At 48.8% G+C, this 12,891-nt stretch carries 13 protein-coding genes; all 13 read right to left on the reverse strand.

The window, feature by feature from the left end:
* Positions 1–87: 87 nt before the first annotated feature.
* On the reverse strand, positions 88–627 hold the full coding sequence (hpt, locus tag AC58UX_RS31310) for a hypoxanthine phosphoribosyltransferase (protein WP_497259989.1): 540 nt from the start codon (positions 625–627) through the stop codon (positions 88–90).
* 61 nt (positions 628–688) lie between these two features.
* Positions 689–2,116: a tRNA lysidine(34) synthetase TilS gene (tilS, locus tag AC58UX_RS31315; RefSeq protein WP_497259990.1), complete on the reverse strand. Its 1,428-nt coding sequence runs from the start codon at positions 2,114–2,116 to the stop codon at positions 689–691.
* A gap of 33 nt (positions 2,117–2,149) precedes the next feature.
* Complete coding sequence (locus AC58UX_RS31320; RefSeq protein WP_497259991.1) at positions 2,150–3,055, reverse strand: protein kinase domain-containing protein; 906 nt, start codon at positions 3,053–3,055, stop codon at positions 2,150–2,152.
* Complete coding sequence (locus AC58UX_RS31325; RefSeq protein ID WP_497260022.1) at positions 3,039–3,761, reverse strand: vWA domain-containing protein; 723 nt, start codon at positions 3,759–3,761, stop codon at positions 3,039–3,041. The genes AC58UX_RS31320 and AC58UX_RS31325 overlap by 17 nt, the downstream gene beginning before the upstream one ends.
* Before the next feature lie 168 nt (positions 3,762–3,929).
* On the reverse strand, positions 3,930–6,395 hold the full coding sequence (spoIIE, locus tag AC58UX_RS31330) for a stage II sporulation protein E (RefSeq protein ID WP_497260023.1): 2,466 nt from the start codon (positions 6,393–6,395) through the stop codon (positions 3,930–3,932).
* A gap of 356 nt (positions 6,396–6,751) precedes the next feature.
* Positions 6,752–7,348: a S1 domain-containing RNA-binding protein gene (locus AC58UX_RS31335; protein ID WP_497259992.1), complete on the reverse strand. Its 597-nt coding sequence runs from the start codon at positions 7,346–7,348 to the stop codon at positions 6,752–6,754.
* Between the two features lie 109 nt (positions 7,349–7,457).
* Positions 7,458–7,781, reverse strand: a complete 324-nt coding sequence (locus AC58UX_RS31340) for an FtsB family cell division protein (protein ID WP_497259993.1) — start codon at positions 7,779–7,781, stop codon at positions 7,458–7,460.
* 15 nt (positions 7,782–7,796) lie between these two features.
* On the reverse strand, positions 7,797–8,372 hold the full coding sequence (gene yabQ, locus AC58UX_RS31345; RefSeq protein WP_497259994.1) for a spore cortex biosynthesis protein YabQ: 576 nt from the start codon (positions 8,370–8,372) through the stop codon (positions 7,797–7,799).
* Positions 8,369–8,656, reverse strand: a complete 288-nt coding sequence (yabP, locus tag AC58UX_RS31350) for a sporulation protein YabP (protein WP_028557380.1) — start codon at positions 8,654–8,656, stop codon at positions 8,369–8,371. The genes yabQ and yabP overlap by 4 nt, the downstream gene beginning before the upstream one ends.
* A 133-nt stretch (positions 8,657–8,789) precedes the next feature.
* A complete protein-coding gene (locus AC58UX_RS31355; protein ID WP_028557379.1) occupies positions 8,790–9,053 on the reverse strand; it encodes an RNA-binding S4 domain-containing protein in 264 nt (87 codons plus the stop codon).
* Positions 9,053–9,325, reverse strand: a complete 273-nt coding sequence (locus AC58UX_RS31360; RefSeq protein ID WP_028557378.1) for an HU family DNA-binding protein — start codon at positions 9,323–9,325, stop codon at positions 9,053–9,055. Before AC58UX_RS31360 ends, AC58UX_RS31355 begins: the two co-directional genes overlap by 1 nt.
* 137 nt (positions 9,326–9,462) lie before the next feature.
* Complete coding sequence (yabN, locus tag AC58UX_RS31365) at positions 9,463–10,971, reverse strand: bifunctional methyltransferase/pyrophosphohydrolase YabN (protein ID WP_497259995.1); 1,509 nt, start codon at positions 10,969–10,971, stop codon at positions 9,463–9,465.
* Positions 10,972–11,061: 90 nt separating this feature from the next.
* Entirely contained in the window at positions 11,062–12,798 is a 1,737-nt protein-coding gene (locus tag AC58UX_RS31370) for a putative polysaccharide biosynthesis protein (protein WP_497259996.1), read from the reverse strand.
* Positions 12,799–12,891 lie beyond the last annotated feature (93 nt).

Genomic DNA, 12,891 nt, shown 5'->3' on the forward strand with positions numbered 1-12,891 from the left:
CTCTCAAACGGCACACAATTATTATTTTACCACATTCCGGTAAAGCGCTACAACATTACTGCTCTACTGCACCTGCGGAACGTGACATTAGCTCGAATAGATCTCTGGTTTCAATATGCCGATAAATGGAAGGTTACGATACTTCTCTGCATAATCCAGACCATATCCGACCACGAACTCATCAGGCAGCACATAACCTGCATAATCAGGTTCAAGCTCTACCGTTCTTCGTGCCGGTTTATTAAACAGCGCAACAACCGAGATCGTCTTAGCATTGCGACGTTCTAGCACATCTATCAGATAACTAAGCGTTAGACCGCTATCGATAATATCTTCCACGATGATGATATGACGCCCTTCCACCGGTACATCAAGATCTTTGATAATCTTAACAACACCTGAGGATTTCGTAGATTGACCGTAGCTGGATACCGCCATAAAATCAATTTCCAAAGGTACTCTAATTTGCTTTACAAGGTCCGCCATGAAAATAAAAGCGCCCTTCAACACGCAAATCACCAATGGATTCTTGCCTTCGTAATCAGCGGAAAGCTGTTCCCCTAATTCTTTAATCTTGCCTTGAATTTGTTCTTCACTGTAAAGTACTTCTTGAATGTCGCTGTACAAGGATGAACCCCCTAGATTATATTATGAATCCTTATAAATTTACATTCTAGAAGAACGAAATTTACGTATGTTCCTGCAGCACTAGCTTCATATGAAGCACACTTTCTGTGTCTGGTCCGACCATAGCGTGTTTGGACCTACGAAATCCAGCAATCCAGAGAATGCGTCCGGAAGCATCGACCAGTAGTGGGATGGCCTCACGCCGTGTTGGCGGAATTTTGGCATCAATGAACATATCCTTTACTTTTTTGGACCCGTTTAAACCAAGTGGTTCCATTCGGTCACCCGATCTGCGGCTTCTAATAAAAAGAGGCATCTCGACCTGGTCTGAATCCAAAAAAACGTCGCCCACCGTATTTGAAGAAGTAACAGCTTTCTCATACGAGCTTAAGGATATCCATGAGTAGATCAATTTGGCGTTCATATCCGGCAGGTTCAGTTCACCAGCTGCTATCCCGATCTCATAAGCGTATGGCTTCGGATCTGGTGCAAAGGTCTGAAATTGAATAGATCCATATTCTCTCACAATATAAACCTGTTCATCCACCTGAAGGACTTGATTCGACATCTGATCTTTTACAATTAACTCACGCACACGCTCAATTCGCGTAAATACCAGCCGTTCCCTTTCCAAACAAAGACAGTTTAATATTAATTTAATCAAACGCCTTTGTAAAGCAACGTGAAGCTCGGCGAAATCACTCCGATTTAAGCGGCAGAAGCCAGGCTGCAATGACACGATTCGGCGAAAAGCCTTCTCCGTTTCGGCAGTCAAATAATCATCCTCAGCATGCATCACATCCGTCAATCGATTGAGTGTCTCTGGAAGTTGTTCATTATACTGTTTCAGCATCGGCATAAGATCCAGCCTTATCCGATTGCGGAAATACTTCCGCAGCTCATTGCTGCTGTCATTACAATAGGCAATTTCATGCTGAGCGCAATAATTCACAATATCTGATTTGTATATACGTAAAAAAGGACGAATCAGTTCCACTTTTTTTTCTCGTCTGCGTTCCGGCATGCCAACTAGTCCTGACGGGCCTGTTCCACGAAGGATTCTCATCATTAACGTTTCCGCTTGATCATCAGCATGATGGGCCAATGCGATGCGGTGCGCACGATATTTATCAGCGACCTGATGGAGAAATTCATACCTTTTCTCACGCGCCGCAGCTTGCCCGTTTAACGAAGCTTCCTCAATATAGGCAGGAACATCGATAACGCCAATTTCGCACGGCAGCTCAAGCCCCGCCGCAAGCTCTGCCACGAAATCAGCTTCCGCATCCGATTCCATCCCCCGGAACTGATGATTCACATGGGCGACTACAAGCGTCCATCTATAGGTATCTGCAAGACGAAACAGGACATGCAACAGCGCCACGGAATCAGGTCCCCCTGAAACTGCGACGATGATCACATCTCCTGCATCTGCAAGCTTCTCTTCCATCACTCTCTGTTCTACTCTGGCAACAAGATCTGTTTCCATCTCACATTCCTTTCTGCCATTCCTAACCGAATCCTACCAATACACATAAATCGTTGCTCCAAAAATAAAAATCGAACCGGCAAAGCATATTTTAAGCCATGGCATTTTCAAAGTTGACGGTGCGGCCTTCTTACCTGCAACGAGCTTTTTCCAAAACGTAATCGCTTCCTCTGAAGAGTTGAACTCGCCGCGCAACGCTTTATGGAGAAAAGGAGCCAACTGAGCAGCAACCGGATTTTCACGCATAATCGCCGTTAATTGGTCTAACTCACGGTTCTGCGGCAGTGTTTTGATAAAGACTGCGAAGCGCTTGCGGTGATCTAGCGTTTTTAATAGTAAAATGGCAAATGAAAATAGATCGTAGCTTTCCTCCGCAACCCGCTCCCCCATGTTCCAAAACCCGCGATCGTAGACTTCCGTTAGTTGTTTAATCGCTCGCCCCTTTGACGTGACGCCCCCGAAATCAATGAGGTCCACATCGCCATAGTTAGATACGATCATATTTTCAGCTTTCAGATCTCCGAACACATACCCGCTCTTATGAATCTCTGTAAGCTTCCGCAGCAGGTTCGTTCCTACCACATAAATCCAATCCTGACCACGTTTATGTATAAACTCGGAAAGGGTCACGCCCTCAATATATCGCATGACATAAAAGGATATACCCTTCCCTTGAACGATCATATCATCCGCATCAATCAAAAAATTCTTAAATGAATTCTCTTTCAGCGAAATCGCAAGCAAGGAATTGATCTCGGACTGATGGTCCACCGTCTCGTATCCTGCTTTAAGCGCAAATCTAGCATTTCCTCTTCGCACAAGAGCTACAATACCATTAGAGCCTGCACCTAATAAGCGTTCGACCACGTATACATGGCCATTCCACTTCCCTTTAATCTCTGCCCCTGGGCGAAAGGCCTCGTCATACCACGTAGTCACTCAGCATCCCTTCCTCAGTCGTCTTTGATGAGAAAGGTTTTTCTGTCACATACTGCAACGTTTGCAGCAGCGCCGGACCGGTTGGCGTCGTACCCTTCATGTTTATTTTATAGAACATCTTGTCGACATTTGCAAGCTGATTCGTCCAGCCATGATCCATTTCTAGCTCCTGATCATTTGATTTGGTAGATGGAAAATGGAAAACAGCCAGCTCGCTAACCCCGCTGCGGGCTCTTAGACTAAGCAAAAGATCATGAATCGCTTCACGTACCGCGGCAAGCTTCGGCTTCATACTGGCACTTGCATCTATTAAAAGGGCAACCCGTAGAGACGTCGTTTCACTCATCGTATCAATGACTTGTACGACTTCGGCACGCTTCTCTGGCGGCAATTGCTCAATTTGTGTAATCCCCAAAATACTCTGAAGCTCCTTGCCTACCGCATGCTGCAGGGTTGCGTTGACGGTTTTTCGGGTCATCATTTGCACCGTATGGGAAAGCTGCTCCGAATTCACGATCCGACTCATCCCGCCGCCTGCCGCTGCAATCTCGCGAATCTCCTCAGAACCTAGCACGCCTAGCTCCCCGTGATCAATCACACCAATGACATTCACAGCTACTCCCTCTGCATTCGCTTGAGCCGCTGCGATAACGGGACTTACGCCAACATTGGAGCAACCATCTGTAATTAATAAAATTTGTTTCATCATACACTTCTGCCTCCCTGGCCGATCAGATTCGCTCTCTAGTAGTTTCACATCCTAGTTTTTCCACTTCTAAGAGCATCTAATCATAGGGTGGGCAGAATTGTATCATAGCTCAAAAAGCTCAAAAAGCCGCGCCAGCAAATGAGCTGGCACGGCTTCCATTCATCGTTAACTAACCGTCTTCGGACGCTCCATTCGCGTAATGCCCGGCCAACGGAATGTCGCCCATTCGGGCTGACGCTTCTCAACACGGGCTACAACGACCGTCATATCATCCTGGATCTCCCCGTGATGATGGCGGAAAATACGCTCCAATAAGCAATCCGCAAAATCCTGCGGTAACGTGGTATCGATCTCTTGGATCATCCGCTTCATCCACATCTCCTTGTTCACAGCATGACCCGGGGCGTCATAGATGCCATCGGTCATCATCACCAGGATATCGCCGGATTGCAGCGGTATCGATACCAGGTCGACATCAATTTCATTCAAAATACCTACCGGCAAATTATTCGCCGAGATTGGGAACACCTCCGTGCCGCGCTTGATAAAGCTTGGCGTCGAGCCAATCTTCATAAACGTCGTATTGGCATTGTACATGTCGATCAAGGCCATATCCACCGTCGCGTACATCTCATCCGATGAGCGCAGCATTAACACCGAGTTCAGCGATTTGATCGCTAACTTCTCGTCCATCCCCGACTGCAGCAGCTGCTGCAGGATGTTCAGCGCCGTCTCGCTCTCCGCGCGCGCTCGCTCGCCATTGCCCATGCCGTCGCTCAGCGCAACGGCATACTTCCCATTGCCCAGCTCCACCGTGGAGTAGCTGTCGCCCGAGAAGAGGTCGCCGCCCTTGGCTGCGCCGGCGACCCCGGTTTCCACCTCGTATTCCTTGGCGGAGCCGAATACGACCGTGCTGTAGCCCTCGCCGCGCGTGTGCATCTCCTCACGCATCACGGCGACGTTCTCGCCGATGATTTCACTCAGGAGCGGCGCGATGATTTTTCGACATTCATCAAATCCTTTCGTATATTGATGGATAATTTCGATTTCAATATTTCCTTCGTCTAAGGAAATGACGTCAATGGTATGAATAGATAAGCCCAGCTCCTCCAGGGCATTACGGATTTGCTCTTCTTGAAGGAATAGCTCTTGTCCTTCCCGTTTAATCTCCTTCGCTAAGTCTTCCATGACCTGCGAAACGCCTGACAGTTGGTCGGCAACGAGATGCCGGCTATCGATGATCTGCTTTTTCCAGTGCATATCATTCTTGTAGAGGCTATATTGCTGCTTCATCACATCCAGTACTTGTTCGGTTCGGATACACGCTTTCTTCCACTCCGGCGGGATCTGTTTCTTCGTCATACTCTCCTTTGATTCAATTTGGGTCATCATATCCGTCATATACGTGTAGGTTTGATAGAACTTCTGATCCCAGCACTGGCTCTTCTTCCAACAGGACTCACACGTTTTCTGGCTTACGGCATTCATGAAATGCCCGACATCCTCTTCTTTTCGGCTCACCTCATCTTCTGTAGTTAATTGTTTAAAGCTGCGCGCCAATTGGCGAAACACCTCCGAAAACTGCTCTACGCGTCCCGCCGTTACATCACGGACACGCTTCGCATAATCCTGCTGTGACTTGAGATTCTCTTGTGTACCAGGTACATATTTAGCCAACATGAGAATGACACTTCGCGGTGTCAGAAGGAACAAGGCAACTGCCGCAAGAGATTCCCATGCCGAGTTAATCACATCTACACTAGAGCCCATATAAAATGAAAGTATCGATGAGCCCAGCAGCATCCCGAAGGCAACCATAAGGCGATTGCCCTCCTTCAGAAGTCCTGCCAGCATACCCGAAAAGGCAAGCAAACTCATCTGATAGATCGCATTGCTATTTGCGAGACTTAAAATGAGCCCTGTTACCACTCCGACTGATGCCCCGAACGGCGCTCCGCCTACCAAGGCAAATAAGAGAATTAAATACCGAGAAAGTACATGCTCTATCGTGACTGGGCCTACGATCCAACCGACGGTGCCGGTCATGACCGAAGCCAACAAGATGATTAAGCAAATAATCTCCTCATGTTTCAAATGATAGTTCTTACGGGTAAGTGTAAAGACAGGGATCGCTTGTACAAAAATGAGCGTCAGCACCAGGCTCAGCAAAGCCTCAACGGTAAGCATCATGAGTGAGTACCACGTTAGGTTAGAGACTACCAGCTCCGCAAAGAGCTGCACCAGAAAGGTAGAGCTGAAAACAAGCAGCGGCGCTAACGAGATGTCCGAGCGTTCATATTTCTCCAGCGCCTTCTGAATTAATATAAAGATAACGATTTCTGTCACTAAGTATCCGGTGTTTCCATTCACCGCCAATAAGCTTCCTGTAAAAGCGGCGATACCTACCCAATGCAAGATATCCTTTCTTGTAAAATAGATGACAGCGATAAATGCTAACGCAAATGGTGACAGCTGTTCTAGAATCATTGCGCGACCCAGCAAGAAGCCCATAACGATCAGCAGCAACGACCACTTCTTAGCAACAAAAGCTTGAACCCACCGATTCTCCACAGCTGCACTGTGAACGCCTACTTTTGCCTTCTGCCAAATTCCCGACCATCCGCTACCCATCACCGCGCCTAAGCTTCGTCTTTGCATATTCTCGAACACCATCCATTTCTTCCCTTATTTGTTACTCTAGTATAGAGACAATCTAGCAGAAAGTTTGTCAGAATGAGTTGATAGATTCAAAGAAATTTCCGACACGTCCCGAATTCCTTGTCAACAGGTCCCAGCCCTTGCCTACTCTAGGATCACTATATTGAAAACGTTTCCAAAAGTCTGAATACCTCGAACTTTCGCCCTGCGTATGGGGGAGATACCCGTAACTCCATGTCGATTGTTTTGCGTAAGTTTTGCGTGACTTGTCACTTGTAAATGAAAAAACCACATCCGCCTAAGCGAATGTGGTTCATTATTTGCATCTATTAGTCTCTTCTTCCGCCTCGGCCACCGCGTTTGGACTCGGTGTTCTTCTTCAAGGACGAAATCCGCTCTTCACTATCTTTAAGGAAACGAGATACTTTATCTTCGAACGAGAACGGTCTAGCACCGCCTTGCTGCTTGTTAAAGCCGCCGCGACCACCGCCGCCGCCACGATTGAAGCCACCGCCGCCACCTGGACGACCGCCACCACCACCTGGACCACCGCTCGGAGGACCACTGCGATCACCGCCACCGCTCGGACGACCACCTTGGTAACCGCCAGTAGGACGATCTCCACTAGGGCGACCTTGATAGCTGCTGCCACCTGTACGTTCAGGACGAGCTGGTCTTTCCTCAACTGGCTTGTCAATCGTTTGCTTGATCGACAGTCCGATCTTGCCATCCTTGTCCACGTTAATTACTTTGACCGTTACCTTGTCTTCTAGCTTCAAGTGGTCATTAACGTCCTTCACATAATTGTCCGCGATCTCCGAAATGTGAACAAGACCGGTAACTCCTTCAGCAAGCTCGACGAATGCTCCAAAGTGAGTAATCCCCGTCACTCTTCCCTCTAACTTGGTGCCAACTTCAATTGCCATAAAGTAAAATGTTCCTCCCTAAAATTGTTGAAAACACTGGCTACGCCGATTATAACCGATGCAGAAACCACGGTCAACACGGCATTCGCCACTTCTTCTTAACGTTTTTTTATTGCGACTTCGAGACACTTAGTGGCGTCTCTCCCGTTTTACTGTAATGAAAGTCCCGGCGAATGATTTGATCCAAATATTCGTCGTTATGAAGCCGTGCGATTTCCTTCGTCGTTTGGGCATTGACTCTCTGTGCCTCGACGAGTTGTTGCTCCATATTCGCTACGACAGTTTTCTTCTCGTGCAGCTTGGCGAACTGCCCCCAGATGTTAACAGCAGCCCAGCTCAGAAAACATAAGACAATGATAAAAAGAATACGCAGTCTTCGCTTCGAGCCTTCCCGACTGTTGCGCTTGGTTGAAACGGTTGCTTGAGCATGCATGAATAGGAATTCCTCCTACTTCGAGAATATCCTGCGATAAAGCGCAATGATACGTCCCTGTAGCTTCTTAAACCAGTCAGGGATTACCAAGTACTTATGCACAGGCTTAGTCATCCGGAGGAATAATCTCCACACAGGATATAGCAATTGTAGCACAATTCTGTAAAGGAATATAGCTACAGCAAGCAAAAAGCTTAAAATTATCACCGTTAGACGATATAAGCCAATAATCGGTTTAATGATGACAATTTCGACAGTCCTCGTAAGGAAGCGGTAAATCCACACAATAATTCGAATGATAACGAGCGTAAGGCGAACGACAATCGAGCTTAGGAGAGCGAAATAGAAGCAAATCCCGATCCCCATGCCGAGAAAAACAAAAACCCGAACTTGTCCTTCGTTACTGTAAATGAGCATCTTGAATACCAGGATTGTCGCCACAATCCAATAGATACTATCCACAATCGGAATGGCCCATCGCGGCAACCGCAGCTTGCCCGAAAGTACATGGAATACATCGAACAGAGCCCCTATGCAAACGCCACTCAGGAACATCATGAAAACCGTATAAAATTGAACATGAAGCGTCACTTAAACAGCTTACCAAGGAACCCTTTGGATTTCTCCTGGGTATTCCCGTCCACATAGGCTAATTCATGAATAATACCTTCAATGGCGACTAATCCTTGCTCCAAGCTCAAGTTCTTGATGTGCAAATTCTGCCCCTTAATCATCAAGTAGCCCATTTCCGTTTCTAGGAGGAATTCTTCGCTATCAAAACTTTCAACGTTCAAAACTCCCGATATTTCCAAGAGCTTGCGATTTAACATTTTTATTTCTTGCCTTTTATTGTTGTTTTTCACGGGTTCGATCATGGCCTGTACCCCTCCTTCACCTATCATTACGATATGGGAGGATGTCCATTTTTAGAACAGGAGTCCCTAAAATAAAGAATAGCCCAAGATCCCCTCTGCAGGGACCCTAGGCTATTCGTGGTGGCCAAAGTAATTATTCGGATTGGAATGCTTCTTCCTTCAGCAGCGTGTACATCTGCGCAGCGTCTTCCTTACGAGTTGACTCGGACAATAGCTCCACACGAATCGTTACTTTTTTCTGACCGAACTGAATGGACAGCTCATCTCCAACTTTCACATGCGTACTCGCTTTAGCGTCTCTACCGTTAATCCACACGCGCCCTTGATCGGACACATCCTTCGCAACCGTACGACGTTTGATCAGACGAGATACTTTGAGAAATTTATCGATTCGCATTATTTTACAGCGTCTTTAAGTTTGTTGCCCGCTTTGAAAGCAGGAACGTTGGATTCTGCGATTTCGATAGGGTTACCCGTTTGTGGGTTACGACCCGTACGGCCAGAACGTTTACGAGTTTCGAAAGTACCGAAACCGATCAATTGTACTTTATCTCCGGATGAAAGCGCATCTGTCACTTCACCTAGGAATCCGTTAAGGACAACTTCTACGTCTTTCTTAGTAAGTCCGCTTTTTTCAGCGATGTTGTTGATCAAGTCTGTTTTGTTCATGTGTTTTCTTTACCTCCCAAAATGTTTGAAGATCACGTCTTCTATGTACCAATTGTGGTTACATTTCATGATTTTACCTTGCAACAAGTCTAGTATTCTGCTTTTTTCGGCAAAATCCTTCTAGCTTTGAGCAAGTTTTAGAACTTTTTTGCTTCCTGCCAGTATTTTTCCATCTCTGATAACCCAGTTTGTTCAAAAGATACCCCCTTTAAACGTAGCTGCTCTTCCATATATGAAAATCTTTTCGTAAATTTCCGATTCGTTTGGGCTAGGGCATCTTCCGGATCTATTTTAAGAAATCTAGCAACATTTACGATAGAAAAGAGGACATCTCCCAGCTCGTCGCGACGCTCCTGAGCCCCGTCTTCCGCCCCTAATGCAATCGCTTCGCGCAGTTCAGCAAGCTCCTCATCCACTTTGGCCAGCACATCCTCCAGCTCTGTCCAGTCGAATCCAACCGTCGCTGCTTTCTTCTGCAGCTTCATCGCCTTCATTAAGCCAGGAAGCTCACGCGGAATGCCATCCAGAACAGATTGCTTCGTGGCATCAATGCCTTTCTTCCGCTTCTCCTCGGCCTTAATCGCATTCCAATTGACCAACGCCTCATCGGCATCCTCGGCCTCCGACTCACCAAACACGTGCGGATGACGGCGAATCAGCTTTTCATTCAACGTCGCGATCACATCATACACCGTGAAAGTCCCGATTTCTTCTTCCATTTGCGCATGCAGCATCACTTGTAAAAGCAGATCGCCAAGCTCCTCGCACATGTGCTCCGGATCATCCTCATCGATCGTTTCCAGCACTTCGTAGGCTTCTTCGATGAGATTTTTGCGTAGACTCTCATGTGTCTGTTCGCGGTCCCACGGGCAGCCTTCTGGGCTGCGTAAAGTTTGAACAATTTCATGCAGCTTGCCAAATGTCCGATAGTAGGGCTCCTCCTGCTCACTGCGAGGCACCCATACGAGCGATAGATTACCGTAGCCTTTGACATGATCCAGCTCATGCAGTGGCACTTTAATGATTTGTTCCTGGCCAGCTACCCCTAAAGAATGACCAACGACTACAGGGTATTCGTCCGGGTAAGCCTCCATGAGGCTTATTTTCAAATCTGAAGCCGTGTAGGTATCGTACACCTGCCCAATGACTGTATGCAGCTGCGGATTCAGCGCATAACGGCTAATGCTCGTCGCATCGAGCAATTGGAAGCCATCAATCGGATCAAAGCCAAAGCGCAGGAACGCCTGATCTAAGAAGCTCTCGCCGCCTGTGATTTGAAGTTCAATGCCCTCGGAAGGGCAGTTTTGTTTCAAAAGCTGAACCGTATACTCCGCCACCATCGGATGGCCGGGTACCGCGTACAGCACTTCAGCCTCATGGGTTTTCGCTGCAGTGATTAATTCTTCCGCGATGGACTCGTAGACGCCCTCGAACGATTCATTCGACATGTAGTTCGCGTCAAACGTCTCGTAAGGAATTTCGTTAGCATCCAGCAACTGCACCATCGGATGGTCCTTCGTCCGCAGGAATAGCTTCGCCTGCGACTTTGCTGCTAGTTGGAGTTTTTTCCATACGCCTAACGTTAATTGATCTTCGTCTCCGGTCCCGAGTCCAAGAACGGTAATGCGTGGGTTGTTTGTTGACATGGGATGACACCTCCTAATGGATGGTTATTTAAAATTGCCGAGTGGGGGCAATTTGTGAGCAGTGCGTGGTGGCGGCGAGTGAAACAGCCGCTACTTGGGTGGGACTGGGCCGCCAGAAGCCTTGCGCGGCCGCAGCTTCGCCAGGACCGGCGCCAGCTTCCGGTCCAGCTCCGGCATCAGCCGCAGCTCCTCGCGGCTGATGCTGCCGCTGCGCAGCAGCGCAAGCGCGTAGACGGCCGCGCCGACGGCTACGCCAATGATAGCGATGGCGCTAGCGCTCCATCGCTCAGGCACGTGCCATGCCGCCGTAGCAAGCATGGCCAGCGCTTGCAGCGCTGCGAGGCCGCCGCCCATCAGTCCCACGCCCAGCGCGGGACTGACGGCGTACGGCCGCAGCGCGAAGCGCACACTGGTGCTGCGGCGCAGCTGCACCAGATTCAGCCCCGCCGCAGCGGCGTAGGCGATCACCGCGCTGAGCGCGGCGCCGTCGATGCCCCAGCGGGGCATCAACACGACGTTGCCGAGTGCTTTCAGCACGATGGCAACGAGCAAGGCCTTGGCCGGCGTGCGGATCGCGCCGGCACCCTGGAGAACGCTGGCGCTGACAGCGTTCAACGTACTAAATAAGGCCGTGAAGGCCAACACGGCCATGGTCCAGCTCGCCTCGGTGCTCGTATAGAGCATCAGATTAATCGGCATCGCTAAGAAGGCGAGGCCGAACGAAGCCCCGAGCCCGATCAGCCACGCGAGCCGGACAGACATTTCAGCTCGAAAGCGGATCAAATCTATCTGCCCTCGCAGCTTAGCCTCCGCTATAGCTGGCACCAAGACGGCTGACATCGAAGACGCCACCATGACAACCAGCTGCACGAGGGGAAGCCCGCGGTTGTAAAGACCGAACTGGCGCATAGCCTCCAGCTCGCTGCCAAACGAAGCCTCTAGCAAGCGAGGCATCGTGAACGTATCCACAAGCGTGAGCAACGGCACAACAATAGCCCCCAGACACACAGGGATGGCATACAACGTAATCCGTTTTGCCCACTGCCAAGATGAGATTACTCGCCTAGTCTCTAGGCCAGCAGCTATCGCCCTCTTTGCTTCCTGCTCAAATCCTGGTTCTGGTTCTGATCCTTGCCCCGTCCCAGCCTCAAGCTTCTCTCCTCGTTGCTCTCTACGCCAAAACACAGCCATTACCACTAGACCCGCTCCTGCGCCTGTCACAGAGCCAAATGTGGCACCCGCTGCGATCCATGCCTCATCGTAAGCAAGCGCGACCATATACAACAGCAAAGCGACCATCGTAATCACACGAATGAGCTGCTCAATGACTTGCGACACCGCGGTCGGCACCATGTTTTGATACCCTTGAAAATATCCGCGCAGGACAGCTAGAACTGGCGATAAGAGCAGCGCAAAAGATACACTGCGGATCGCTGTCACGGTTTGCTTAATGCCAATCCAACCAGCAATCGTCTCCGCTCCCAGATACAACAGAAGAAACAAGAGAAATCCTGCACTCATGAGCAGGGCCGATGAGACAACCACAATCCGTTTCGCGCCAGGATGATCCCCTTCCATGACGCGTTCGGCTACAAATTTAGACACAGCAACTGGAAAGCCAGCTGTGGATGCAAATAAGATCAAAATATAGAGCGGATAGACCGCATTATAAATACCAAAAGCCACATCCCCGGCGACATTTTGCAAAGGAATCTTTTGCAGCGTCCCTAATAACTTGGAGAGCACAGCGGCAGCTCCAAGCAGGGCAGCGCCTTTTAACAGCTTATTCCCCTGTTTACCGTCTTTCTCATGGAGCCCCTTGTACATTCCGATTGACTCCTCTACATGAACATGATTGTATTATAGCGAAATCTGCCAGTTCAGACAAAAAAAGCTTCGCTCACAGATGGGCCACCATCT

It is taken from the genome of Paenibacillus sp. J22P90, from assembly GCF_059692195.1.

Excerpts from the sequence above, each read along its gene's own strand:
- tilS (WP_497259990.1), bottom strand. The coding sequence starts at position 2,116 with ATGGAAACAGATCTTGTTGCCAGAGTAGAACAGAGAGTGATGGAAGAG.
- AC58UX_RS31340 (WP_497259993.1), bottom strand. The coding sequence starts at position 7,781 with ATGCATGCTCAAGCAACCGTTTCAACCAAGCGCAACAGTCGGGAAGGC.
- yabN (WP_497259995.1), bottom strand. The coding sequence starts at position 10,971 with ATGTCAACAAACAACCCACGCATTACCGTTCTTGGACTCGGGACCGGA.
- AC58UX_RS31325 (WP_497260022.1), bottom strand. The coding sequence starts at position 3,761 with ATGAAACAAATTTTATTAATTACAGATGGTTGCTCCAATGTTGGCGTA.
- AC58UX_RS31360 (WP_028557378.1), bottom strand. The coding sequence starts at position 9,325 with ATGAACAAAACAGACTTGATCAACAACATCGCTGAAAAAAGCGGACTT.
- yabP (WP_028557380.1), bottom strand. The coding sequence starts at position 8,656 with ATGATCGAACCCGTGAAAAACAACAATAAAAGGCAAGAAATAAAAATG.
- AC58UX_RS31335 (WP_497259992.1), bottom strand. The coding sequence starts at position 7,348 with ATGGCAATTGAAGTTGGCACCAAGTTAGAGGGAAGAGTGACGGGGATT.
- AC58UX_RS31370 (WP_497259996.1), bottom strand. The coding sequence starts at position 12,798 with ATGTACAAGGGGCTCCATGAGAAAGACGGTAAACAGGGGAATAAGCTG.
- AC58UX_RS31355 (WP_028557379.1), bottom strand. The coding sequence starts at position 9,053 with ATGCGAATCGATAAATTTCTCAAAGTATCTCGTCTGATCAAACGTCGT.
- spoIIE (WP_497260023.1), bottom strand. The coding sequence starts at position 6,395 with ATGGGTAGCGGATGGTCGGGAATTTGGCAGAAGGCAAAAGTAGGCGTT.